General features: G+C 37.6%; 28 protein-coding genes. 18 read left to right on the top strand and 10 right to left on the bottom strand.

Annotated features, from left to right (window positions below; all coding sequences use genetic code 11):
* The first annotated feature begins 7 nt into the window (after positions 1-7).
* Genes WKH56_RS00680 through WKH56_RS00670 form a run of 3 tightly spaced genes read left to right on the top strand, consistent with a single transcriptional unit; the run spans position 8 to position 1937 of the window.
* On the top strand, positions 8-376 hold the full coding sequence (locus WKH56_RS00680) for a GntR family transcriptional regulator (protein ID WP_028415095.1): 369 nt from the start codon (positions 8-10) through the stop codon (positions 374-376).
* Positions 373-1242, top strand: a complete 870-nt coding sequence (locus WKH56_RS00675) for an ABC transporter ATP-binding protein (RefSeq protein ID WP_063248347.1) — start codon at positions 373-375, stop codon at positions 1240-1242. The genes WKH56_RS00680 and WKH56_RS00675 overlap by 4 nt, the downstream gene beginning before the upstream one ends.
* Complete coding sequence (locus tag WKH56_RS00670; protein ID WP_310884065.1) at positions 1242-1937, top strand: hypothetical protein; 696 nt, start codon at positions 1242-1244, stop codon at positions 1935-1937. The genes WKH56_RS00675 and WKH56_RS00670 overlap by 1 nt, the downstream gene beginning before the upstream one ends.
* 38 nt (positions 1938-1975) lie before the next feature.
* Here WKH56_RS00670 and WKH56_RS00665 read toward each other — a convergent pair whose 3' ends face one another.
* The gene (locus WKH56_RS00665) at positions 1976-2578 is read right to left on the bottom strand and encodes a DUF3885 domain-containing protein (RefSeq protein ID WP_013058688.1); all 603 of its coding nucleotides are present in this window, start codon (positions 2576-2578) and stop codon (positions 1976-1978) included.
* 230 nt (positions 2579-2808) lie between these two features.
* Between WKH56_RS00665 and WKH56_RS00660 the strand changes: the two genes are divergently transcribed.
* Complete coding sequence (locus tag WKH56_RS00660; RefSeq protein ID WP_033579870.1) at positions 2809-3177, top strand: hypothetical protein; 369 nt, start codon at positions 2809-2811, stop codon at positions 3175-3177.
* A 5-nt stretch (positions 3178-3182) separates the two neighbouring features.
* On the opposite strand, the gene WKH56_RS00655 is transcribed toward WKH56_RS00660, so the two are convergent.
* From WKH56_RS00655 to WKH56_RS00645, 3 genes are read right to left on the bottom strand one after another with little or no spacing between them, the layout of a single operon-like run.
* Positions 3183-4310, bottom strand: coding sequence for a Ger(x)C family spore germination protein (locus tag WKH56_RS00655; RefSeq protein ID WP_048019906.1), 1128 nt, complete (start codon positions 4308-4310; stop codon positions 3183-3185).
* Positions 4307-5404, bottom strand: a complete 1098-nt coding sequence (locus WKH56_RS00650) for a GerAB/ArcD/ProY family transporter (protein ID WP_098113576.1) — start codon at positions 5402-5404, stop codon at positions 4307-4309. The genes WKH56_RS00655 and WKH56_RS00650 overlap by 4 nt, the downstream gene beginning before the upstream one ends.
* 15 nt (positions 5405-5419) lie before the next feature.
* Complete coding sequence (locus WKH56_RS00645; RefSeq protein WP_048019908.1) at positions 5420-6856, bottom strand: spore germination protein; 1437 nt, start codon at positions 6854-6856, stop codon at positions 5420-5422.
* Between the two features lie 118 nt (positions 6857-6974).
* Between WKH56_RS00645 and WKH56_RS00640 the strand changes: the two genes are divergently transcribed.
* The 4 genes from WKH56_RS00640 to WKH56_RS00625 all read left to right on the top strand — a co-directional run bounded on the left by WKH56_RS00640 (position 6975) and on the right by WKH56_RS00625 (position 8316).
* Positions 6975-7379: a secondary thiamine-phosphate synthase enzyme YjbQ gene (locus WKH56_RS00640; RefSeq protein WP_098249144.1), complete on the top strand. Its 405-nt coding sequence runs from the start codon at positions 6975-6977 to the stop codon at positions 7377-7379.
* A gap of 102 nt (positions 7380-7481) precedes the next feature.
* Positions 7482-7607 (top strand): hypothetical protein, encoded by a 126-nt coding sequence (locus WKH56_RS00635; protein ID WP_016765283.1) that lies wholly within the window; start codon positions 7482-7484, stop codon positions 7605-7607.
* A gap of 101 nt (positions 7608-7708) precedes the next feature.
* On the top strand, positions 7709-7849 hold the full coding sequence (locus WKH56_RS00630; RefSeq protein ID WP_342834712.1) for a hypothetical protein: 141 nt from the start codon (positions 7709-7711) through the stop codon (positions 7847-7849).
* A gap of 341 nt (positions 7850-8190) precedes the next feature.
* Positions 8191-8316 (top strand): hypothetical protein, encoded by a 126-nt coding sequence (locus WKH56_RS00625; RefSeq protein ID WP_013058681.1) that lies wholly within the window; start codon positions 8191-8193, stop codon positions 8314-8316.
* A gap of 150 nt (positions 8317-8466) precedes the next feature.
* Here WKH56_RS00625 and WKH56_RS00620 read toward each other — a convergent pair whose 3' ends face one another.
* Entirely contained in the window at positions 8467-9009 is a 543-nt protein-coding gene (locus WKH56_RS00620) for a 5' nucleotidase, NT5C type (protein WP_310884064.1), read from the bottom strand.
* Positions 9010-9143: 134 nt separating this feature from the next.
* Positions 9144-9821, bottom strand: coding sequence for a C40 family peptidase (locus WKH56_RS00615; protein WP_016765281.1), 678 nt, complete (start codon positions 9819-9821; stop codon positions 9144-9146).
* 345 nt (positions 9822-10166) lie between these two features.
* Here WKH56_RS00615 and pfkA point away from each other — a divergent pair, with 345 nt between their 5' ends.
* Positions 10167-11126, top strand: a complete 960-nt coding sequence (gene pfkA, locus WKH56_RS00610) for a 6-phosphofructokinase (protein ID WP_028415086.1) — start codon at positions 10167-10169, stop codon at positions 11124-11126.
* Positions 11127-11152: 26 nt separating this feature from the next.
* On the opposite strand, the gene WKH56_RS00605 is transcribed toward pfkA, so the two are convergent.
* Positions 11153-11296, bottom strand: a complete 144-nt coding sequence (locus WKH56_RS00605; RefSeq protein ID WP_013058677.1) for a hypothetical protein — start codon at positions 11294-11296, stop codon at positions 11153-11155.
* A gap of 158 nt (positions 11297-11454) precedes the next feature.
* Here WKH56_RS00605 and WKH56_RS00600 point away from each other — a divergent pair, with 158 nt between their 5' ends.
* The 5 genes from WKH56_RS00600 to safA all read left to right on the top strand — a co-directional run bounded on the left by WKH56_RS00600 (position 11455) and on the right by safA (position 15668).
* A complete protein-coding gene (locus WKH56_RS00600; protein WP_013058676.1) occupies positions 11455-11853 on the top strand; it encodes a universal stress protein in 399 nt (132 codons plus the stop codon).
* A gap of 12 nt (positions 11854-11865) precedes the next feature.
* Positions 11866-12585 carry an NAD-dependent protein deacylase gene (locus tag WKH56_RS00595; protein ID WP_310884063.1) on the top strand — a complete coding sequence of 240 codons (720 nt, stop codon included), beginning with the start codon at positions 11866-11868 and terminating at the stop codon, positions 12583-12585.
* Positions 12586-12699: 114 nt separating this feature from the next.
* Positions 12700-12930, top strand: coding sequence for a YuzI family membrane protein (locus tag WKH56_RS00590; RefSeq protein WP_310884062.1), 231 nt, complete (start codon positions 12700-12702; stop codon positions 12928-12930).
* A gap of 612 nt (positions 12931-13542) precedes the next feature.
* A complete protein-coding gene (locus tag WKH56_RS00585) occupies positions 13543-14907 on the top strand; it encodes a hemolysin family protein (RefSeq protein ID WP_048019911.1) in 1365 nt (454 codons plus the stop codon).
* A 137-nt stretch (positions 14908-15044) separates the two neighbouring features.
* The gene (gene safA, locus WKH56_RS00580; protein ID WP_074677042.1) at positions 15045-15668 is read left to right on the top strand and encodes a SafA/ExsA family spore coat assembly protein; all 624 of its coding nucleotides are present in this window, start codon (positions 15045-15047) and stop codon (positions 15666-15668) included.
* 40 nt (positions 15669-15708) lie between these two features.
* On the opposite strand, the gene WKH56_RS00575 is transcribed toward safA, so the two are convergent.
* Positions 15709-16815: a mechanosensitive ion channel family protein gene (locus WKH56_RS00575; protein ID WP_025750169.1), complete on the bottom strand. Its 1107-nt coding sequence runs from the start codon at positions 16813-16815 to the stop codon at positions 15709-15711.
* Positions 16816-17107: 292 nt separating this feature from the next.
* Here WKH56_RS00575 and WKH56_RS00570 point away from each other — a divergent pair, with 292 nt between their 5' ends.
* Together WKH56_RS00570 and WKH56_RS00565 are read left to right on the top strand one after the other, a co-directional pair.
* Positions 17108-18073 (top strand): bile acid:sodium symporter family protein, encoded by a 966-nt coding sequence (locus WKH56_RS00570; RefSeq protein WP_048019912.1) that lies wholly within the window; start codon positions 17108-17110, stop codon positions 18071-18073.
* Positions 18074-18230: 157 nt separating this feature from the next.
* Positions 18231-18683 carry a CBO0543 family protein gene (locus WKH56_RS00565; protein ID WP_048019913.1) on the top strand — a complete coding sequence of 151 codons (453 nt, stop codon included), beginning with the start codon at positions 18231-18233 and terminating at the stop codon, positions 18681-18683.
* A 60-nt stretch (positions 18684-18743) separates the two neighbouring features.
* On the opposite strand, the gene WKH56_RS00560 is transcribed toward WKH56_RS00565, so the two are convergent.
* Positions 18744-20177, bottom strand: a complete 1434-nt coding sequence (locus tag WKH56_RS00560; protein WP_048019914.1) for an alanine/glycine:cation symporter family protein — start codon at positions 20175-20177, stop codon at positions 18744-18746.
* 277 nt (positions 20178-20454) lie between these two features.
* Positions 20455-21075, bottom strand: a complete 621-nt coding sequence (locus tag WKH56_RS00555; protein ID WP_028415080.1) for a LysE family translocator — start codon at positions 21073-21075, stop codon at positions 20455-20457.
* Positions 21076-21295: 220 nt separating this feature from the next.
* On the opposite strand from WKH56_RS00555, the gene WKH56_RS00550 reads away from it, so the two are divergent.
* Together WKH56_RS00550 and WKH56_RS00545 are read left to right on the top strand one after the other, a co-directional pair.
* Positions 21296-21778, top strand: coding sequence for a GNAT family N-acetyltransferase (locus WKH56_RS00550; RefSeq protein ID WP_048019915.1), 483 nt, complete (start codon positions 21296-21298; stop codon positions 21776-21778).
* Positions 21775-22701, top strand: coding sequence for a DMT family transporter (locus WKH56_RS00545; RefSeq protein WP_048019916.1), 927 nt, complete (start codon positions 21775-21777; stop codon positions 22699-22701). Before WKH56_RS00550 ends, WKH56_RS00545 begins: the two co-directional genes overlap by 4 nt.
* The last annotated feature ends 21 nt before the right edge of the window (positions 22702-22722 follow it).

Here is a 22722-nt window from a genome sequence, read left to right as displayed (position 1 = left end):
AGTCAAAATGAAACAATCATTAGATCATCAGCGACCAATTTTTCAACAAATCAAAGAAACCATCGAAGAGAATATTTTGAATGATGCTTTTCCAGAAGAAGAAAGAGTACCGTCTACGAATGAATTTGCCAAAATGTATCGCATTAACCCTGCAACGGCAGCTAAAGGAATTAATCAGCTAGTTGACCACGGAATATTGTATAAAAAGAGAGGGATCGGGATGTTTGTATGTGCGGGTGCCAAAGAAGTGTTGCTTACACAAAGAAAAGAAGAATTTTATAACCGTTTTATCGTTCCGCTGAAAAAAGAAGCACAGCATTTAGGAATTACGGTAACCGAGTTAAAAGAGCTGTTAGACAAGGGGGAAATAGAATGAATATAGAAGCGCAGCTGTTAAATAAATGCTACGGATCTAAGCAAGTGTTAAAGGATATTTCACTTACGCTAGCACAAAATAAAATATACGGACTGCTAGGTAGAAACGGAGCGGGTAAAACGACTCTGATGCAAATTGTAGCCGGACATATTCCAGTTACAACAGGAGAGGTAAAAGTGGGAAATCAATCTCCGTTTGAAAACCGCTCTGTTCTACAAAACATCTGCTTAATTAACGAAAGCGGAAATTTCAAAAAAACATTAAAAGTCAAAGACGTGCTAAAAATTGCCTCCTTTTTTTATCCTTATTGGAGCCAGGAAGCTGCTGAGAGTCTTATGGAAGAGTTCGATTTAGATTGTAATAGGAAAGTGAAAGCATTGTCTAAAGGCATGGAATCAGCGTTAGGAATTATTGTTGGGTTATCTTCTCGCACAAGCATCACAATTTTTGATGAACCTTATATTGGACTTGATGCTGCGATGCGAGCGCGCTTTTATGAGCTTTTATTGGATGAATATGAAGAATATCCACGCACGTTCATTATTTCAACGCACTTAATTGATGAAGTAAGTAATTTGTTTGAAGAAGTACTTATTATGCAAAAAGGAAAGCTGATTCTTCAGGATACAGCAGAAAATTTGCAGCAGCGCTGTGTAAGTGTGAAAGGACCTAAAAGTCAAATTGAAGAGTATGAAAAAGGAAAGCAAGTCATCCATGAACAAGTATTCGGGGGAGAGAAAAAAATAGTGCTGTTTAATGAAGATATTTATGCTGAAGAACTTGTCGACAGTTCGTTTCATGTAGAAGCCGTTCACATACAGGATATTATGATTTATCTTACAGCCAATCGTGGAGGTGTAGCGTAATGAAAGGACAGTTTGCTGCCATCAGCTATTCGCTCTACGTCGAACTGAAGTATTTAATGATTCGGTTTTGGACGATATTGTTAGCGTTTGTTGTCGTCGATATTTTAGTGTTCAGTCAGGTAAACGAACATCTTTTATTAGTAACAAGTATGCCACAGTACATCTTTTCAGGTATTGCGAGTTTTATTATTATTCGAAAAAGCTTCTCTTTTTGCTTAAAGCTAGGTGCTACTCGTAAAGCATATCTTTCAACGATGACCTGTGTTTTTGCTCTATTTGCAATTGTAATGTCTTTTATCAATGTTGTCATCATGAGCATTTCAATGAAGGTGATTAATAGTTTGAATTTAATGAATGTTCAGCTTTATTATGCAAGTGATTTTATCTTCCATGATCCTACTCTCGCTGTTCACTTTTTAACGGACGCTGTCTTTATCTTTTTTATTACAGCAGCCGCGTGTTTGCTTGGCAGCATTGTCTACAAATTCGGGCAAACAGGAGGGATGATCAGCGGTGCTGTTCTGGTGTTACTGTTCACAATTCCAGTAACAAAAGAACCGATTATTCATTTTATAAAAAGCTTTTCGAGCGGGTCGTTATTGCTTACATTCGGAACAATGGTTATCGTAAGCTTCCTACTCTTTCTTATCAACTGGCTGTTTTTAAAAAAAGCGTCTCCTGTCCATCAAGCCTAATAAAAAAGCAATCATTCCTTTACTGAATGATTGCTTTTTTACTGTACTTTTTTTGAACAAGCTGCATCAATATCTAGAATCCAGTCGTGAAACTTTTGCTGAAGAAGTTGAAGAGAAGACTGATTGTTAGATACAATGTCCAGTCCGCGCTCATCGTATAGGTGGAAGATGGTTTCTTTATTCAAATTCACAATGTAACACTCTTCTTCAATAGCCGGATGAATATGAAGATCACGGTTGGCAATTGATTGTAAGAGAAGTTTTTCTTTCACATCATTTGTTTTACAAGCAATAATATACTCAGCGTTATTTAATAATGCTACGGATTGAACTTCTTGTTTCTTCAGGCGAGAGCGGATGAATTTTTTAATAGCTGTTTCTTTTTTCTTTTTTAAAAGTAAATCATCCTGTGCAGCATTCGCTTTGAAAACAAGCAGCAGCTCATCATTTTTTTCATGGAGTGTCTCAAAAATTTCGTAAGCGCGTGCGTACACATTTTTCATGTATTCTCGTTCCCATACGCCTTTTTGATTGGTAAGCGTAAAGCGAATACCCGCGGGCGCGTTATAAAAAAGAGGTCTCTTCATTTGAACATTTGGAAACATTGTTGTTAAGTATGATTGAAGCCGCATTGTGGTCATACGCAACACCTCATTTAGTTTAGTCCTGACTTAATATGTTGAATTTAGTCTATCACGTGATTAGCTAAATTTGTAAAGAAGTAATGTTATTTAATCAAAAGGTAACCAAACTGTTATATTTTGTTGATTTTGCATTATTTCTTTACACAACCTTTGCGGATGAACAGGTTTTTTCATACGGCTGTCGTATTACTTAACGTAGTAACGACGTGAAGAAAGGATGATAGACGGTGAAAAAACAGCTTGTTCTTATTTCAATTGTTACAGCTGCTTTCTTTGTGCTTATTTTTCACAAAACGATCTTTCAAGAAGGTAATCCTCTTCCCATTGCATGGAGTATTGTAAAACTAAAGTCTTCAGGTGAAGATGTTGTTCAAATATCCGATAAGCCTAAGAGGTACCTCATTCATTCAAATGACTATTTAACGTTTATTAAACAAATGAAAAAGAAAAAAGTGAATTTTCAATATCAAGACGATAAAAAGTTTTATTTTAATAACGACGATGAACGCCAGCTGTTCGTCAGCAAAAACTATACCGATAAGTTCACGATTATGGAACTAAAGAAAAAAGAGCTGACTGAAGCTGGCGTTGAGTAATAAGACTAATCTCTGCCCTGTGTCCCAAAATCTTTAATTTGAACATGAACATGATAGTCGATGGTCGACTGGCTAAATATTTCATCCCATTCATGCTGATGTTTTTTCCAAAAACGAGGATAATGAATTCGTACGTAATCATGCAGGTCAATCACATCAGCTTTGTAGTTATTTTGCAGTAAGCCGAGTGTTTTTTTCGCATCTTTTCGAATGATTTTTTCTATTTTTTTTTCGATCTTTTTTACATTAGAGGCGGCAAGAGACTGTTTTGAAGTCTCCCAATCTTCTGATAGTCTGCCTCTTGTTTGGACGTTGATGTCAAAATGAACGGAGTGATTTGAATCAATGCGGGCCTTCACATCTTGCTGAACATCTCCAATTTCATAGGAAAAGGGATATGGACCGTGTTTGCCGTAAATAATTCCGCCTTTAATATTCCCCGTTAACCACGTTAAAGCCTCTACTTGGTGCTGAGTTAAGATGAATTTTGCTTTTTTATCTTTGATGATCGCCGCACCGTCTAGTTCAACGCTGTTTTTTATTTTAGAAAGCCGCTGTATTAAAAAGCTTTGATCGGTTTTTAACTTAGCCGATAGCTCTCCCATGGTTAAGGGATTTAGAATTTTATTTGTCTTGAATTTATTGTAAACAAGCTCATAAATTAAGTTGACTGGAGGCACAGACATTCCTTGAATCGTTAAAACGTTTTTAGCATCGCCTTTTGTAACAAACGCAAGGCTGCTGCGCCGTATTTCATTATCACGGACAAACTGATTGATAAGCGCATCCAGAGGGATCGTCTTGCTTGCTTTTTCTCCTATTAAAAGCGCTCGCTGATGCTGGCTGTATATAGGGTCAGATTTCAGCGAAATATTTCGCGTGATTTCATGAATGGTAGGACCAGCTGTTGTAATGTTCTTGTATGGAATGGAAGAAGACATATTTCCGGATTCCGTTTCGGTCAACGTTTGATGAGTCAGCACAAGCTGATTTTTTCCTGTTTTTGGTTCGATTTTTGGTGTAATATCCATTGCCACTCCTATAACAAGAGCAAGTTGTTCAATATTCCGATGGCTCATACAGCCGCATAATAAAAAAACGGTCATCATGACAGGAAGACATTTTTTCGTCATTTGAACACAACCTTTTTTATTTTCATTAACGTGCTGAAAAAAAGAGGGATAACTAAAAATGTCACTAAAAATGCCCAGCCTAATACCGTTGAAAAATGGGACACGTCGCTTGCTGTTTTGGGGGCTAACGAGCTCATAAATAAAATGGGCACAAGAAAGATAATATTGGTAGTTGATCGGTTTTTGAAAATTTTTTTAAATCCTGAAACAGCCAAAAAGAAATACATTACAAAGGTTAAAAAAAACTGAAGAAGCCAGACAATAAGTAAAAATAATTCAAGCCTCTCAAAGAAAATTCCTTTTACTTCATGCGTCTGAACGAATTCAATCGTAGGCCAGACGGTCGTTTTTACTTCCGGAACGGATAACGCGCCGACAACTAATACGTAAGTGATAATATATAAAAGTAAAGGAATAGAAAATCCGATGATCGAAACTTTTCGTAAGTGATTTTTATTTTTCATATGCTTCGGAAGAAATACAATGGTTTCAATCCCTAAAAAAGAAACAGAGACGGTTGTAAAGGCAGCAAGAAGCGGGCTGAATCCGTCAGCTAATACAGGCTGCAAGTTTTTTAAATCCACCATACCGATGCTAAGAGCGTATAAGGTAAGAAGAATGATGACCGTTACAGGAAAACATAGTGCCATTACTTTTCCAATAGAATCAATACCTCCCGTGATTAAATAAACGCCTGTCAAAATAAACGAAAGAATAATTAATTCAATGGGCATCGTTTCCAGTAAATAAAAATGAATCATTTCTGCCATAGCTCTTACTTCAAAACTTGCTACAGATGTAAAATAAACGACCATAGCAAAGTTGAAGATATTTCCAATTATCTTGCCGGTTACTTCCTGTGTAAAATCAAACATACAGCTGATTGTAAAATACTTAACCATCCAGACTAAAAAAAGAACAATTCCAATAAACAAAAGACCGTCCATAATCAGTACAATCCATCCGTCTGCATTATTTGTCTGGTTTGTAATACTGCTTGGCAGTGTTAATAAACCGACGCCAAGCATAGTTGAAGAAATAATTGAAATGGCGTAAAAATCTGAAAGAAGCTTGCTTGATTGTGATTGTTGCATATGGTCCTCCTTTTGTTAGTTTTGTTTTGATTTATTTTTAGACTGTTTTAGGCTTTTGTTTGGGAGACGAACATAAGAGTCTTTCCACGCTTTTTTATTTAACGCAAAAAACGGTTTAAAGTAGGCTATACCAAAACTTTCGAGTTTGGTTAAATGGATGACGAGCACAAGAAAAAACATGGAAACTCCGTATAATCCAAAAATTGCTGCAATCATCATAGATACGAAACGCAAAATTCGAAACGAAAGGCCAATTCCGTACTGAGGAACGGTAAAGGACGCGATTGCCGACACGGATACAACAATAATCATCACGGAACTAACGATATGTGCTTCTACCGCTGCTTGACCAATCACAACGCCTCCTACAAGTCCAACTGTTTGTCCAACAGGAGTAGGGAGACGCAGCCCGGCTTCGCGCAACAATTCAAGCGTCACTTCCATGACCACTGCTTCGATAAAAGGAGAAAAAGGAACGTTTTCTCGTGTGGCTGCAATAGTAATAGCCAGCTCTGTCGGAAGCAGACCTTGGTTAAACGAAACTAGTGAAATATAAATAGCTGAAAAGAACAACGTAATAAAAATAGACAAGTATCTCAGCAATCTTAGCAATGAACCCGCTATCCATCTTTCGTAATAATCATCGGGTGATTTCATAATCATATCGAAAGTGGTAGGCACTAAAAGAGCAAAAGGAGAACCATCTACTAAAATGGCTACTCGCCCTTCATTCACCGCAGCGAGAACGCGATCCGGTCTTTCTGTATTTTGTACTTGAGGGAACGGTGAGTAGGGTGCTTCTTCTAAAAATTCTTCAATCATTCCTGAGTCTTGAATGTTATCTAAAGGAATATCTAATAATTTCTCTCGGACTTGATTCACGATGTGAGTTTGACAGTGTTTATTATGAAAAACGATACTTGTTCGATGTTCCTTTGCATTTCCAATGTAAATGTCTTCAATAACCATTTCTTCTTCGGTAGAACGCTGCCTTAAAAGACCAAGGTTTTCATCTAAGTTTTCGATAAGCGCAATTTTAGGGCCACGCACTACTTTTTCTGTGGTAGGTTCACTTAAAGAGCGCTGTTTGGTCATAGACATATTCAGCGAATATGCCGTGGTGCTTTCGCTAATAAACAGCAAGGGCTGACCTTTAAAAAAACACGAGATTGCTTGCTTGTATGTATAAACTTCTTTGTCTTTAATGACAGAAATAAATGAATCGATGTCATCGAGTGTTTGCGTTTCACTTTTTGCTTTGGTCTCAACAACATGCTGAGTAAGATTATCAAGCTTTTCTCCGTCTACTAATCCTTGGAGGTAAATAATGCATATATATTTTGTGGGGGACAGCCATAATTTTTTGGAACCAACATCTGTATTTTGACCCACCAAATCTAGAAACGTTTGAACGGTGTAGTCTGCATTGGGCTGAAATTTTGAATCGAGCATAAATAAACTCACCGCCTGTTGTGTTAATGAGATTAGTGTTTGCGATGTAAAAACGAGTTATACGAAAAATGTGGAAGAATAGAAAAGATATGTTATGGTAAAGAAAAGAGGTGATGGTATGCTACATTCATTTACGTTAAAAACGAATAAGCGTGACGAAATGATCGACGTTACGAGTCAGGTACAAGCAGTAATAAGAACAGAAGGATTAAAAGAAGGGGCTGTAGTTGTTTACTGTCCTCATACAACCGCTGGTATAACAATTAATGAAAATGCGGATCCGGATGTAAAAACGGATATGATCCGACGCTTCGATGAAGTATATCCTTGGGAACATCAGTTAGATCTTCATATGGAAGGAAATACGGCGGCGCATCTCAAAGCGAGCACGGTCGGCTCCTCTCAGCATATAATCATTCACGATGGGCAGCTGCTGCTAGGAACGTGGCAAGGAATTTATTTTTGTGAGTTTGATGGACCGAGGAACCGTACGTATTATGTGAAAATTTTATCCCTGCAATAACTTTTTTTCATACTCATTGTCCAACTTTCTTTTTAAAGTTGTTATAAAACAAAGTTTAGTTAATATAAATGTTATATAACAGTTAAAGGGAGAGATTGAACAATGGAAAAGATCGGTGCAGAACAAGAAACAGTAAAAAAAGAAAACGAAAAAACAAACTTTACATGGGTGGAAGAATACCCAACTATTTTAGACATTGTTAATGAGTATTACAGTACGTGTCGATAATGTGAAGAATCTGGGGCAAAATTATTTTAGTTGAAGGAAGATCCGAACGCGTTTGATTCCTGCTGGAGAATCCAACGCATTCGGATTTTTTCATTGATATAGTGAACGTAGATTTTATGTATGTAGACGAGGAGGCTCATCAGCCGCCTGGGGAAAGCGAAGTCTTACAAGGAAATCAACAGCAACGTAGCAAGCAGTTGAGATTATTTATCCCGTTTGTTCGTCTTTTTGGAATAATTTAGTTAGGTCTTAATATCTTTTTTATAAAAAAGATATAATAGTAGCAATTTTTCTAAAAGGTTTAATATAATAAATATTAGGGTACTGAATTGTATGAAATAAAGATAAAACGCATCGTTTCATACTATTTCCTTTTTTACCGCTAGTATAGCCTTGAAGAAAAAGTTTCATTTGATATACTAACTATACGCTTAGTCTTTAAGAGAAAGATGAAGATTCATTGTCATTGTTACACGCAGTGAATGAGCTGCCTTTGCTTGGCGAAAACGTCGTACAAACAAAGACAGATAGCGAATTGTTTTGGGTGCGTTCATTTAGTTCAAAACAGGGAGGCGATTAGTCTATGTTACTTGTACGTATGGCCATGATTGGTTTCTTTTCATTAACAGCCATATCATTGTTTTCTTTTCAGTCCGTTGAAATTATCCATGCCATTATGGACTTTTTTTCATCAGCTGATAAGTACTAAAAAACGATATCTTTTTTAAATAAAAAGCGGATAACCCTTAGGGGGCTATCCGTCAAAAACCGCCCAAAAGGCGGTTTTTTTATGCTTATAGCTGTGCTCACAAACGCACTGCATTCATTCTCTGATGACAAAGTCTACGTGTTTTTTTGATTAACATTCGTTAAAATAAGTATTTACGTACTGTTCAAACTGAAGCCAATCGTCCACGCGAGGGACATTTACTTCTTCGTTATACGGGTAGCTCATGGCAACAGCATGGCGGCCTGTAGCTTGAAAAGCTTTCAAATTATGAGGTGCATCATCAAATAGCAAGTCTCCGTATATTTTATCTTTTTGGTGTGTAAACACGATATTGTACTTTCCGATAAACGGAAGATGTTTTTCAACCCACTGCTCTTTTTCTGTATAAGCATAGGTACGGCTGCTTGTGACAATTAAAATGGAAAACATTTCATAAAGTCGTTTGAGAACCTCAACAGCATGAGGCAGAGGTTGTAAATGTAAAAAAAGCCCCGGCTGATCGAGGTAGTCATAAATCTTTGTGCCGCATTCCGGCTTTACATACTTTTCTGATTCCCAGCATTTTAACTTTTCAACCGATAAGCTGTCGCAATAATCTTTGTTATATTGGTTATGCCAATCCGTCATAAGATCACAAATGACAGAATCCATGTCAATTAAAAGGGTGTGCATTTATTCAACTTCCTTTACAGTATTCATCTACACGCTTGGTTTTGCAATGCGCTGCTTCTACTATACCAAATCTTTTACATGCAGAAAAAGAGCAAGCCGCATCAAAATCGCACAGCTTGCCCTTTTTATCGAAACTACATTCTTTTAGCACCTAAATAGCGTTTGCTCCAATAGCTCTCTTTTAGAGAAGAGATGCTCACACCTTTAGATGAAGAACAGTGAAGAAACTGGTTGTTTCCTAAATAAATTCCTGCATGGGAAGGCCCTTTTGTATAGGTTTGGAAGAACACAATATCTCCAGCTTTTGGACTTGAGACGCGCGTTCCTTTTTGATAAATCTGAGCTACTGTCCGAGGAAGCTGGACCCCGCCGCCATGTTTGAACGCATAGCCAATAAAACCGCTGCAGTCAAAGCCGCTTGGCGTTGTTCCGCCCCAGCGATAGCGAACGCCCATGTACTGTTTTCCTTTGTTAATCACTGCGTTAGGGTTATAGCGCGCTGAGCTAGAAGGCGATTTGCCCTTTGCTGAAACGCCTAGTTTAGCGTACGTTCCTTTTCCGACAATACCATCTGCTGCTAGTCCATTTTTGCGCTGAAATGATTTTACAGCAGAAGTTGTAACAGTCCCAAAGTATGTAGTCGTATTCCCTTTAAAATAACCTTTATTTTTCAACGTTTGTTGTAGTTGTTTAACATCTTGGTGATTCATGCCTTGGCGAAGCGTTTGGTCGCCTAGAGCCGCTTGGCTGACAATCGGGCTAGTAGAAACAATAACGCCAGCAAGCGTAAGAGCTGCTATTACTTTTTTCATAAAACTAGTACCCCCTGAAAATTTTTCCTGATTTGAGTAAATTCATCATATCATCTTTCGACAGTGTTCTACGTTACAATTTCATTACATATATGAAAAAAATGAAATATAAAGGTGAATATAGTCTTATAAAAGCTGTAATTAAAAGGGTTCTTTAGATGTGTAATATTGCTAGAAAAACTTTGAATATTTGACGGTAAATAACTAAAAGATATGAAAAAGTATGTACATTTAAAATTTAACAAAGAAATATGTTGTGAATTACTACACAAAAAGTTCGAACTCGGGTAAAATGTAGAACTATAATATAGTAGTCATATATGTGACTTTGATGAGGTGAAAGTAATGAAAAGAATAGGTGTATTAACAAGCGGCGGAGATTCTCCAGGTATGAATCCTGCGGTTCGTGCTGTTGTGCGTAAAGCAATTCATGAAGGTATGGAAGTTTATGGTATCTTCCAAGGATATCAAGGATTAATAGAAGGAAATATTAAAAAGCTAGAAGTTGGAGATGTTGGTGACATCATTCAACGCGGCGGAACGATGCTTTATTCTGCAAGATGTCCAGAATTCAAAACAGAAGAAGGGCGTTTAAAAGGTATTGAAAACCTTAAGAAGCACGGTATTGAAGGCTTAGTAGTTATTGGTGGAGACGGATCATATATGGGAGCTGTAAAACTAACAGAGCTTGGTTTCCCTTGTATCGGCATCCCAGGAACGATTGATAACGACATTCCAGGAACAGATTTTACATTAGGATTTGATACGGCTCTTCATACGGTTATCGATGCAATTGATAAAATCCGTGATACGGCGACTTCTCATGAGCGTACGTTCATTATTGAAGTTATGGGGCGTAATGCAGGAGACATTGCTCTTTGGTCAGGTCTTGCTGGAGGTGCGGAAACAATCCTTATCCCAGAAGCAAAAGATGAGTTCCAAGAAATGGTTGATCGTTTGAGAAAAGGACAAGAGCGCGGTAAAAAGCACAGCATTATCGTAGTAGCTGAAGGTGTAGCTAATGGTAATGAAGTAGCGAAGCAGCTTCATGAAGCTGCAGGTATTGAAACGCGTGTAACAGTATTAGGACACATTCAGCGCGGTGGTTCTCCAACTGCTCAAGATCGTGTGCTAGGAAGCCGTTTCGGCGGTCGCGCAGTCGAACTTCTACTAGAAGGTAAGGGCGGCCGTGCAATCGGTATCCGTAAAAATGAAATTGTAGATTATGATATTATGGAAATTTTAGGTGAACCTCATCATATCAATGCTGATATGTACCGTTTATCTAAAGAACTTTCAATTTAATCCCAGTGTTTCTGAGGCGAAGCTTCTTATATAGAAGGAGTTTCGTCTTTTTTTGATTGCATGCCCGTCCCTTCACAGTGTTTGCATGTTTTCATGTAACCGATACCAGGAATAACAGCTAGCTTTCCGAGCCCTTTGCAAAAAGTGCAAATTAATTCAAAACCAAACATTGGTTCATCCCCTCTGTACACGTTTTCTTTCAGTTTATCATAAAAGTAGACAAATAATTTTAAAAATTATAGAAATAATCAAAAAAATGATTACATTTGAACAGCGAGTGATATAGTAAAGAGAGAAGACCATTTTATAAAAGAGGAGAGGAAGCGTGATGTTTAAACGAATTTTACTTGCCTCAGATGGCTCAGAGCATGCAGCTAAAGCAACAGAAAAAGCCGTTCAGTTGGCTCAGCTTACGGAAAACAGTTTTATTCAAGTTATTTATGCAGTAGAAGGTGATTCAAGATTAAAATCACTTAGCCGCGACGAGGAACGGGAAAGTCGGATACATACAACGGATGAAATTTTAAAGCAAGGAAACGTGGAGTATGAGATTACCTTTATGCACGGAGACGCGGCTAAAACAGTGATTCAATTTGCTAATCAAAATTCATTTGACCTTGTAGTAATAGGAAGCAGAGGGTTAAATCCTGTAAAAGGCATGCTGCTTGGAAGCGTTAGTTCTAAGATAGCACAGCAAGTAACAATTCCTGTGCTAATTGTTAAATAGGAGAGAAATGCAATGTCAAACCAGTACAAAGAATTAAAACAGCTCATTGATGATGCTAAACACATTTGTTTTTTTACGGGAGCAGGAATGAGCACAGAGTCGGGCATACCTGACTTTCGCTCTCAAAATGGCTTATATCGCCAAAACAAAAGCTTTGTGGACATAGTAGCCGCTGACTTCTATGAACAGTATCCTCATGAATTTTGGCCGCTGTTTAAAGAGATTTTTCATATTAAAATGCTGCATCAGTATAAAGCAAATAAGGGCCATCGCTTTATTGCTGAACTAGAAGACGGCAAAACCGTGCATGTGATTACGCAAAATATCGATGGGCTGCACCAAGATGCAGGAAGCACGAACGTTTTTGAAATTCATGGGTCCATTAAGAGAGCTCATTGTCCGAGGTGTAAAAAAGAGTATGACTTAGCGTATTTAAATCAGTCAGCTCTCCCACAATGTATAGCGTGTGAGCGCCTTTTAAAGCCAAATGTTGTTCTCTTTGGAGATGCCATTCATCAGTTCGATGAAGCAGTTACAGCAGCGCTGTCATCTGATTTATTCATCGTGCTTGGTTCATCGCTTGAAGTAGCACCGATTAATCAGATTCCGCTGCTTGTGAGCCGGTACAATCGTACAAATATGGTGATCATTAATAAAGAACCTACGCATTACGATTATTTGTTTGATTTGGTTATCTATGATTCCATTGGACAAGTGGTTGCAAATTTATAAGCGTCTATGCATGGACATAGCGCTTTTTTAGCATTTAGTGATAAAGTGTAGGGATGTATCATATGGTGTAGTACATCATCCATTCGCTAATGGATAGAAGGGATGTTTTTGCATATGAGTGGAGGCCTGAGAGTTTGTCTTTTCATTGTTGGTATTGCACTCAAAGTGACAGCTGTTTTGACTTTGATTTTTGAAATGAACCTTGTCCCTATTCACGGAAGGAGTCTCACTTATTATGCTGAAGCGATAGGTATGAAACTCCCCATTATCTGTTTTGTCCTTGGTTTTTTTTGTGTAGCAGCAAGCTTTTATTTGCCTGCTAAAAATCGCCGCACCAGTGAATAGCAAGGGCAGGAGACTAACTAAAACGTTTGACTGCAAAGTTTTTAACATTTAAAATAAAGTCAATAAGTTTAAAAAGAAATAGGATAATTATTCCTGAATCTTTTTAGATATACGGAAATAGAGGTGATTGGATGGGGCAGTGTACCACGTTGGCGAAGTAGCATTATATGCACCAGTGTCAAAGCGTACAATACATTATTATATAAACCTACATTTGCTTCACGCATATCGCTCTTTATCACATAATCGCTCTTTTAAGGCGTTAACAGACTTTAACTTTATAAAGATTGGAAACTACTAAATTTTTTATAAATGAATGGAAGAGAGAATCAGCGCTGAAGCAACATCATGAAATGAAGCGATGTGAGCCATTGCTTCACATCTAGAACAGCTGAATAAAGAATGACCTGCTACATTAACGAGTGAAACGTGAGATAAGGAAGAAAGGCTGGCAGTTTTGCTCCATATAAAAATGTTTATACATTTATCATGTGATTCCTCCTTATATGCACTTTTCCATGTGATCAGTACAGGGATAGAGTTCTTTATCCAAATTTTTTATTTTTTAGGAGGTGAGTCCTTACTCGTTTTTAAACGAGCTAAGGAACTTGATTGGACATATTTAACTTGATTTTACTAGCGGTACTGATTGCATTAACTGCTTTTTTCGTTGCTACCGAGTTTGCGATTATTCGCGTGAGGAGTTCCAAAGTGGATCAGCTTATAGCAGAAGGGAGCAGCAATGCAAAAGCTGCGAAGCAAGTTATTTCAAATTTAGATGAATACTTATCTGCGTGTCAGCTTGGTATTACGATTACTGCGCTGGGAATTGGTTGGTTAGGAGAGCCTACAATTTCGCATCTCCTGTCACCATTACTTGATCAACTAGGGATAAGCGGAGCTTTAACAAAAGTACTATCTGTTGCGATTTCTTTTGCGGTTGTTACATTTATAAATGTTGTGGTCGGAGAGCTTGCTCCGAAAACATTTGCAATTCAAAAAGCAGAGAAAGTCACTTTATTATTTGTTCGTCCGCTTATACTTTTTTATAAAGTAACCTATCCTTTCATTTGGCTATTAAACAGTTCTTCTCGTTTAATAACAGGGTTATTTGGTCTAAAGCCTGCTTCAGAAAATGAGCTTGCACACAGTGAAGAAGAGCTTCGCATCTTGTTATCAGAAAGCTATAAAAGCGGTGAAATCAATCAATCGGAGTTTAAATATGTAAGTAAAATTTTTGACTTTGATGATCGCGTTGCCAAGGAGATTATGGTGCCGCGTACGGAAGTCGTTTCAATTGACCAGGAAGATACGGTCGAATACATCCTTGAGATGGTCCAAGAAGAGCGGTTTACCCGCTATCCGGTCATTGATGGAGATAAAGACCATATTATTGGAATGGTCAATATGAAAGAGATTTTAACCGAGATTGTTATGAACAACAGCAAGGAAAAAATAAATTTAAAACAGTATATCCGTCCTGTTATTGAAGTAATTGAATCGATTCCTATTCATGATTTATTGCTTAAGATGCAGCGTGAACGCATCCATATGGCTATTTTAATCGATGAATACGGAGGAACTGCAGGGATTGTAACAGTAGAGGATATTTTAGAGGAAATTGTCGGTGAAATTCGGGATGAATTTGATGCGGATGAACTTCCATTAATTCAGAAAGTCAAACCCGATCATTATATTGTAGATGGAAAGCTATTAGTAAGTGAGCTTAACGAGCTCCTTGGCACAACAATTGATGATACGGATGTTGATACAATTGGAGGCTGGGTCTTGACGGAAAAATATGACGTCAAGCAAGGAGAAAGCCTTAGCTTTGATCAGTATGACTTTACTGTTACGAAAATGGAAGGCCATCACATTCAATATATTGATGTGATCAAAAAACGTCAGGTGCATCAAAGTACGGATGAAGCGGTTAATGTGTCGGACATGAACCAGTCACAGGCTTTATCTTCATAATAAGAAGGCGCATTGCGAAAGAGCAGTGCGCCTTTTTTATAAAGAAAATGTGGAGGGAAGATGACAAAGTAATATGATGGAACTATGGGATAATATTACCGCTATGAATCTTGAAATCAATTTGCTTTAATAAAAGTATGAAAACTCTATCAAAACTTTTATTAGTAACATTGTTGTCTGTCACTCTAGCTTTTGGTCTTAATAACACTGCGCAAGCAGCAACCGTACATACCGTTCAATCGGGCGATACGATGTGGAAAATAGCAGTAAAATATCAGGTTGGCGTTTCCGAGCTGATTGAAGCGAACTCTGCTATTAAAAATCCTAATTCTATCTACCCGGGACAAAAAATTACCATACCAACAGATAAAGCGGGAAGTTCATACGAAGAGCAAGTGGTTCAGCTAGTGAATCAAGAACGTGCTAAAGTAGGGCTTAAACCTTTAAAATCTAATTGGGAAGTAGCTCGCGTTGCTCGCTATAAATCGCAGGATATGATTGATAAAAACTATTTCAGTCATACATCGCCTACATATGGAAGTCCGTTCGACATGATGAAAAAATTTGGTATTACATACAGTACAGCAGGTGAAAATATCGCTGCTGGACAAGCAACTCCAAAAGAAGTGGTTAACGCATGGATGAATAGCGAAGGTCACCGTAAAAACATACTATCAAGTCAATTTACCGAAATCGGAGTAGGTTACGCTAAAGGCGGAAGCTACGGTCATTACTGGACTCAAATGTTCATTTCAAACTAAAGAAGAAAGGAAAAAAAGCTGACTACTAAGTCAGCTTTTTTTAGCTTCGAGCACTTTCTAGAAATTCTTTTGGATTGCCAGAAAGCTTTCCGTCCTGCTCAACGATGAGTGTGCGCGTAGGGAAAGCAAATTCTACGCCTTCTTCTTCAAGAATGTCCATAATTTCGAAGTTTATATTTTCTTTTACATCTAAGTAATCAGCAAAAACGGTTGTATTTGTAAAGAAATACAGATAGATATTTAAACTAGATTCATAGAAACCGTCAAAATTTACAAGAATCGTTTCATTGTGAATTTCTTCGTGCTCAGTCAGCATCTTTTTAATTCTTGCCACTACGGTTTCTAACTTTTCTTTTGGTGTATTATAATTCAAGTTTAAATGAAAGGCAATTTGACGTTTCCCCATTTTAGCCCAGTTAATAATAGGTTCATTAGAAAGAGTAGCATTTGGAACCGTTACGACTGCTTGAGCGAACGTTCGAACTTTGGTGCTTCGAAACGTAATATCTTCTACAACGCCTTCAACACTTGGTGTTTTAATCCAATCTCCAATGGTAAAAGGCTTTTCAGTAATAATTACGATTCCGCCGAATAAATTACTAACGGTGTCTTTTGCGGCTAAGGCAAAAGCAAGACCACCTAAGCCAAGACCCGCTACAAAGCCATTTACGTTAAAACCCCATTCTTCTGCGATGATGGAGATAGAAAGCATAACAACAACGATGCGGATAAACTTTTCAATAAAAGGAATAATGATTCGATCCACTTGGATATCAAAATTTTTGGCAAACGTTGCAAAAAATAAATTGGTAGAAGCAGCTAAATTATACAAGCCCCATCCTGCAAGGCCAACAGAAGCTGAACGAACTAAATGTCTTTCCGTATCGGCTGTTAAAACATCAAAGGGAAGATAGGGAAGAGCAAGCTTGAAACCAATAATCACAAAAATCCAGCGCAGCGGCTTTTCAAAAGCTTCTAAAACGCTCGTAATTAAATTGATTTTTTTATTTTTGACAAAACCAATAATAAACTTAAACAAATAAGTCGTGAAAAGTTTGCGAAGAATTAAAAAGATCAAAAAGATCCCAATCGCAATCACGATTTTTTTCCAATCATCTAATGATGATAGAGATTTCAAAAAATCCATACAATCCTCCTAGTTACCAAAACTGTGCTACAGTCCATTTATATCCGTCAATTGAAAGCATTCCTATGTAGAGTGTTCTTTACCCTAAATTCATGCTTTTTAAAAGCTTCTTCCCTATTAAAATAGCACAAAAATACCTGTAAATCTATTTAAGTGATAATTATGAATATATCTCTTTTTAGTAAAAGAGACAGACAATAGTCTGAAAATAAGTTGTATAATAAATAGGTGATATTATAACCATTAATTTATCTTATTATTTATTTAAAACGTTCGTTGGAGGGAGAAAGCTTTGTTAAGTCAATTAAATAGAATGCTAGAAAAATTGATGCCGTTTATTACGCCGGTCAGCTTGCTCATAGGAGTTCTTATCGGTTCATCATTAAGTCAGTATACCTTCTTAATTCCATGGCTTTTTGCATTAATGACGTTTGCCGGAAGTTTGAATTCAAACTTTCACCAGTTAAATGCCACGATACATCGTCCATTTCCAATCATTATGGCTCTGTTTGTTTTACATATTTTTATGCCGGCATGGGCTTGGAGCGTTGGCCAAGTGATTTTTCCACATGATGTATTTACAAGCACGGGTCTTTTGCTAGCAGCAATTATTCCAACGGGAGTGACTAGTTTTATATGGGTCTCGATTTACAAAGGAAGCATTCCTCTTGCACTATCCATTATTTTAATTGATACTCTTTTAGCACCGCTTATCGTTCCTTATACGCTTTTATTGGTGGTTGGAGACACCGTACATTTGGAAGCGCTAAAGTTAGTCAAAGATTTATGTTTTATGATTGTCCTTCCATCTCTGTTAGGCATGTGCTTAAATCAATATACAAAAGGAACAATTAAGCAGACCTTAGGACCAAAGCTGGCACCTGTTTCGAAAATAGGGTTAAGTGTGATGGTTATGGTAAACGGGGGAGTGATTGCACCTTATTTAAAACATATTGATAAAAAACTGCTGTTTATTATCGTGATTGTCTTTTTAATGAGTTCAGCTGGTTATTTCTTCAGCTGGATGATTGGCAAATGGCTAAGATGGGACCGAGCAAAAGTTGTGACGCTTACGTTTTGCGGAGGCATGAGAAATATTAGCGCCGGAGCCGTATTAGCCGTATCTTATTTTCCAGCTCCCGTTGCTGTACCGGTCGTATTAGGGATGTTATTTCAGCAGGTATTAGCTGCTTTATCAGGGCGTTTAGTTCAAAACTATTACCAGAAAAAAGACGCTGAATTTGCTTCATTAAAATAAATGAAAAAAGCAAGGGACGAACCACAGTAATCATAAAGTAAGCACTCTGGTTTAACGATCAGAGATAAGATACTTTTACACTTGCTGCGTTCAAGATAATGAGATGATTAGAAAAAGCTGCGGTGTGGCATACTAGAAAGAAAAAGGTCGGATATTCTTGCTTATCAATATAGCGCTGGCGTTTGTTTTACCTTGGATTTTTGGCATCCTCTATTTACATCCTAGAAATCGTCGTTTACTGCCTTTAGTAGGAACTGCTTTTTGCATTTTAGCAATCGTTATCAATGAATTAGGGAGCTATTATGGCTTTTGGAAACTCCGGACTTCTTTAGAAAATGAAGCATTAGAAGCGCTGCCTTTTAATTTAGGCGTTTATCCTGTATTGGCCAGCTATATGATTTTTTTAATCCAGCGAATTGGAAAGCCTCATTTTTTTATTTTTCTTATAGCGCTGTTTACAACATTTTTAGAAGGAACGTATATGTATATGGAAAGAGTTATATACGGAAACGGATGGAATCTCGGCTGGACATTTTTTTCCTACTGGATTCCGTACAGCGTAATTTATTTATACTATAGGTATTTGGTTAGTCTTAGACTGCTTCACTAGAAGAAAAAAAGAAGTAAATTTGCACAATAAAAAAGCCGTGAATATTCACGGCTTTTTTTATTAGATCGCTTCTTTCGAGCTAGATTTATCTTTTGAATGATCCCATGCATCAATATCATCAAGTCCAGAAATGCTGTCTTGATAGAAGACAGGGTCTTTTCCAGCTTTCTTTTGGGCAAGATAATCTTTGAGTGCGGCAAAGGCCACTTTCGAGAGCAGGAGAATTGCGATTAAGTTGACTACTACCATAAAGCCCATAAACAGGTCTGCTAAGTCCCATACAAGCTGAATTTGAGAAATAGAACCGAACACGATCATTGCAAGCACAGCAACACGATAAGTCATCAGCCAAGCTTTATTCGTGTTCAAGAACTCAATATTTGTTTCTCCGTAGTAGTAGTTACCAATTAATGTACTAAACGCAAATAGGAAAATCATAATTGCAAGAGCACCTGTTGCCCAAGAACCAATATGAGTGCTTAAAGCAGCTTGTGTTAATTCAATACCGCTTAAATTTTTATTTGTATAAGTACCTGAAAGTAAAATGATAAAGGCAGTACTACTACAAATAATAAGCGTATCCGTTAATACACCAAAGGCTTGAATTAATCCTTGTTTTACCGGGTGGCTTGTTGTTGCAGCTGCGGCTGCGTTTGGCGCACTACCCATACCCGCTTCGTTTGAGAATAATCCGCGTTTAATTCCTTGCATAAGAGCTGCTCCAAGAGAACCTCCGGCAATTTGATCGAAACCAAATGCATTTTTAACGATTAACGCAATAAGAGAAGGCATTTCTTGAATGTTCATGATAATAATGAAAAGTGCTACTGCAATATAGGCAACAGCTAGTACCACAACAATGTATTCTGACATTTTTGCAATACGCTTAACTCCGCCAAAAATAATGGCAGCGAAAGCCACTGTCATAATAATTCCTAACACTAAACGATTTGTTCCAAACGCATTTTCAAACGCAAGAGTAATCGTGTTTGATTGTACAGCATTAAAAATTAAGCCGAATGATAAAGTGATTAAGACAGCAAACAGTCCGCCCATCCAGCGCTTTTTTAACCCTTTTTCCATATAGTAAGCCGGTCCGCCTCGGAAGCCGCCGTCTTTGTCTTTTACTTTGTATATTTGTGCTAACGTACTTTCGATAAATGCTGAAGCTGAACCGATAACGGCAAGCACCCACATCCAAAATACAGCACCAGGTCCCCCTAAAGCGATCGCAATCGCAATACCTGTAATGTTCCCCGTACCAACGCGGGCTGCCATACTGATACAAAACGCTTGGAATGGCGAAATTCCGTCTTTAGAAGAGCTATCCGCACCTTCTTTTAATACACGAACCATTTCTTTTAATAACCGAATTTGTAAAAACTTTGACCTGAATGTAAAAAACAAACCAAATGCAATCAGCATCGCAATCAGTAAGTAGGACCAAAGAAATTCGTTGATTGAACTAACAAAACCTTGAACTACTTCTTGCATAGTTTCACCTCTTCATAAATTATAGTAGAATAATAATAAAAAACGTGAATTTATAGAATTTTCCCTCTATTTAGATAGATCTCCCTATTTCCCCGCTGTTTTTCTTCATTATCCTTGTCGAATCTTGTTGCTAAATCTGAACCTTATATATATATAAAATAATAATTTTGGTCTTTTGTCAACTAACCTCACATGGAAAAATAGGGTGATATGACAAATGAAGCGGGTATGAAAAGGTGATAACAGCAGGGATGAAAGAAATTTCATTTTGTTTTAATTAATTGTTGCTAGAAAATAAAAGTTTTAGGCCAAGTACCCCAAAAACGGTTCCTTTTACATATTTTAATGTGTGCTGAAAGATACGGCTTTTTTTGACTTTCTTCCCAAGGCCAGAAGCAAATAGCGCAATAAGTGAAAAGATGATGAGCGTTTCGGCGATAAAGATGATCCCAAACAAAATCATCTGCAAACTTACATGTCCAAGAGACGAATTAACAAACTGCGGTAAGAACGTAATGAAGAAAATAGCTACTTTTGGATTGGTTAAGTTGCTAACAAATCCTTTTCTAAAGTGATGGTGGTGCTGAACGTTTTCTGTTAATTCCAACGGACCGCTTTTTTCGCGAAACGATTGGTAGGCTAAAAACAGCAGGTACAGAACACCTACAACCTTTAGAATCGTAAAGGCAATAATTGATTTTTGAAAGATAATAGATAGCCCCACTGCGGCTAAAAGAGTATGTACAAATGTTCCCGTAATGGATCCCAGTACGGTTTTGATGCCTGCTTTGACGCCTGAAGCAATACTTTGTGTCATTACAAAAATCATGTCTTGTCCTGGTATTAAGACAATGATAAGTGACACGGCTATGTAAGGTATAAGCCAAGAAAATGTCATGATGATTCCCTCCCAACAGAATTTTAACAATTTCGACAAAAAGTTCTCAAGAGTGTGTGCTAATGAATTAATAGTTTAATGGAGTAAAGCTAAGAGGATATAAGGGCGTAAAAAGAGGTTACTCTCCTTAATAAAAATCAATAAAAGGTGTAGGAAAAAAATAGGTGGTGTTGTATAATAATTCGATATACTTAATTTTTATAGAAAGAAGGTAAAATTTATGAACTACTGTTTAGCACAGCCGGAGGACGCTGCTACAGTTCACGATCTTATGCTGCAAGCCTTCTCCGTCTATCGCGATTCTGTCCCACCTTCCAGTGCTCTTGATGAAACAACGGAATCTATTATGCAATCGTTAAAGCATGGAAAAGAAGCTGTCATTTTATACGTTGAAAATAAGCCCGTAGCGATGGCGCGTTTTACGCTAGAAGAAACGAGCTTATATTTTTACCGTCTGTCTGTTATTCCTGCTTTTCAAGGAAAAGGACTGGCTAAACGGCTTATTCAATGGTTAGAAACATACGCCAAAGAGTGTGGTAAGGAAAGTTTATCATGCAAGGTGAGAATGAGTGTTTCTCGTAATATAGCTTTGTATGAATCAATCGGCTTTTACATAGAGAAAAAAGAAATCGTACATAGAGGGGGAGTGAATATTCCCGTAGTAAATATGAAAAAAGAGATTTTAAAAGGAGTAATGGCATGAATAAATCAACTCTTCCTTTACCGCCTCCTGTCTTTCTTTTAATTGGTGTATTAGCCGTTTCCTTTTCTTCTATTTTAATTAAATGGTCGGATGCGCCTGCTTCTATTTTAGGAATGTATAGACTGCTGTTTACCGTCCTTTTATTTTTACCGTTTTTACCATGGAGAAAAATGAAAATTCTTTTTAAAAACAGCACGGTAAAAGAATGGCTAATGCTAGCTGTATCAGGCGTGTTTTTAGGGCTTCACTTTCTGTTTTGGATGGAATCTTTTTCACATACAACAGTTGCTAGCGCGATGATTTTGACTGCGCTCGAGCCGGTCTTCGTAGTGATTGGAGCTTATTTTTTATTTAAAGAAAAAACAAGCAAAGTAGGAGTTATCAGTATTTTAATGGCTGTTAGCGGCTCGGTGATTATCGCATCGGGCGATATCGGAGTATCTAAAACGGCTCTTTACGGAGACTTACTTTCTGTTTTAGGTACAGTGGCCGTTTCTGTTCATATGCTGGCGGGGCAAGATCTATGCAGGAAAATGCCTCCAATCATCTATAGCTTCGCCGTTTTTTTAATCGGTGGACTGGTTCTATTTGTCTACAATATTTGTACAAACGTATCGCTGACTCAGTATGACACAAAGGATTGGTGGATCTTTTTGCTTTTAGCGCTTATTCCTAATATTTTTGGTCACGCCTTATTTAACTGGCTGTTAAAGTATGTAGGTGCTACAACGATTTCGATGGCTATTTTAGGCGAGCCAATTGGTGCCATCATTCTCGCCTATTTCTTGCTTGGAGAAATGACAACCATTTCTCAGCTAGCGGGAGGCATGATTGTGATGATTAGTGTGATGATCTTCTTAAAGCACAAAGCAGCAGAGCCCGAAAAAGTTATAGCTTTTCAAGAAAAGTCGAATACCAGCTAATGGGATAGGCAAGCAGCACCG

This window comes from Priestia sp. SB1 (assembly GCF_038898415.1).
This window is presented reverse-complemented; position numbering and strand designations above follow the sequence as displayed.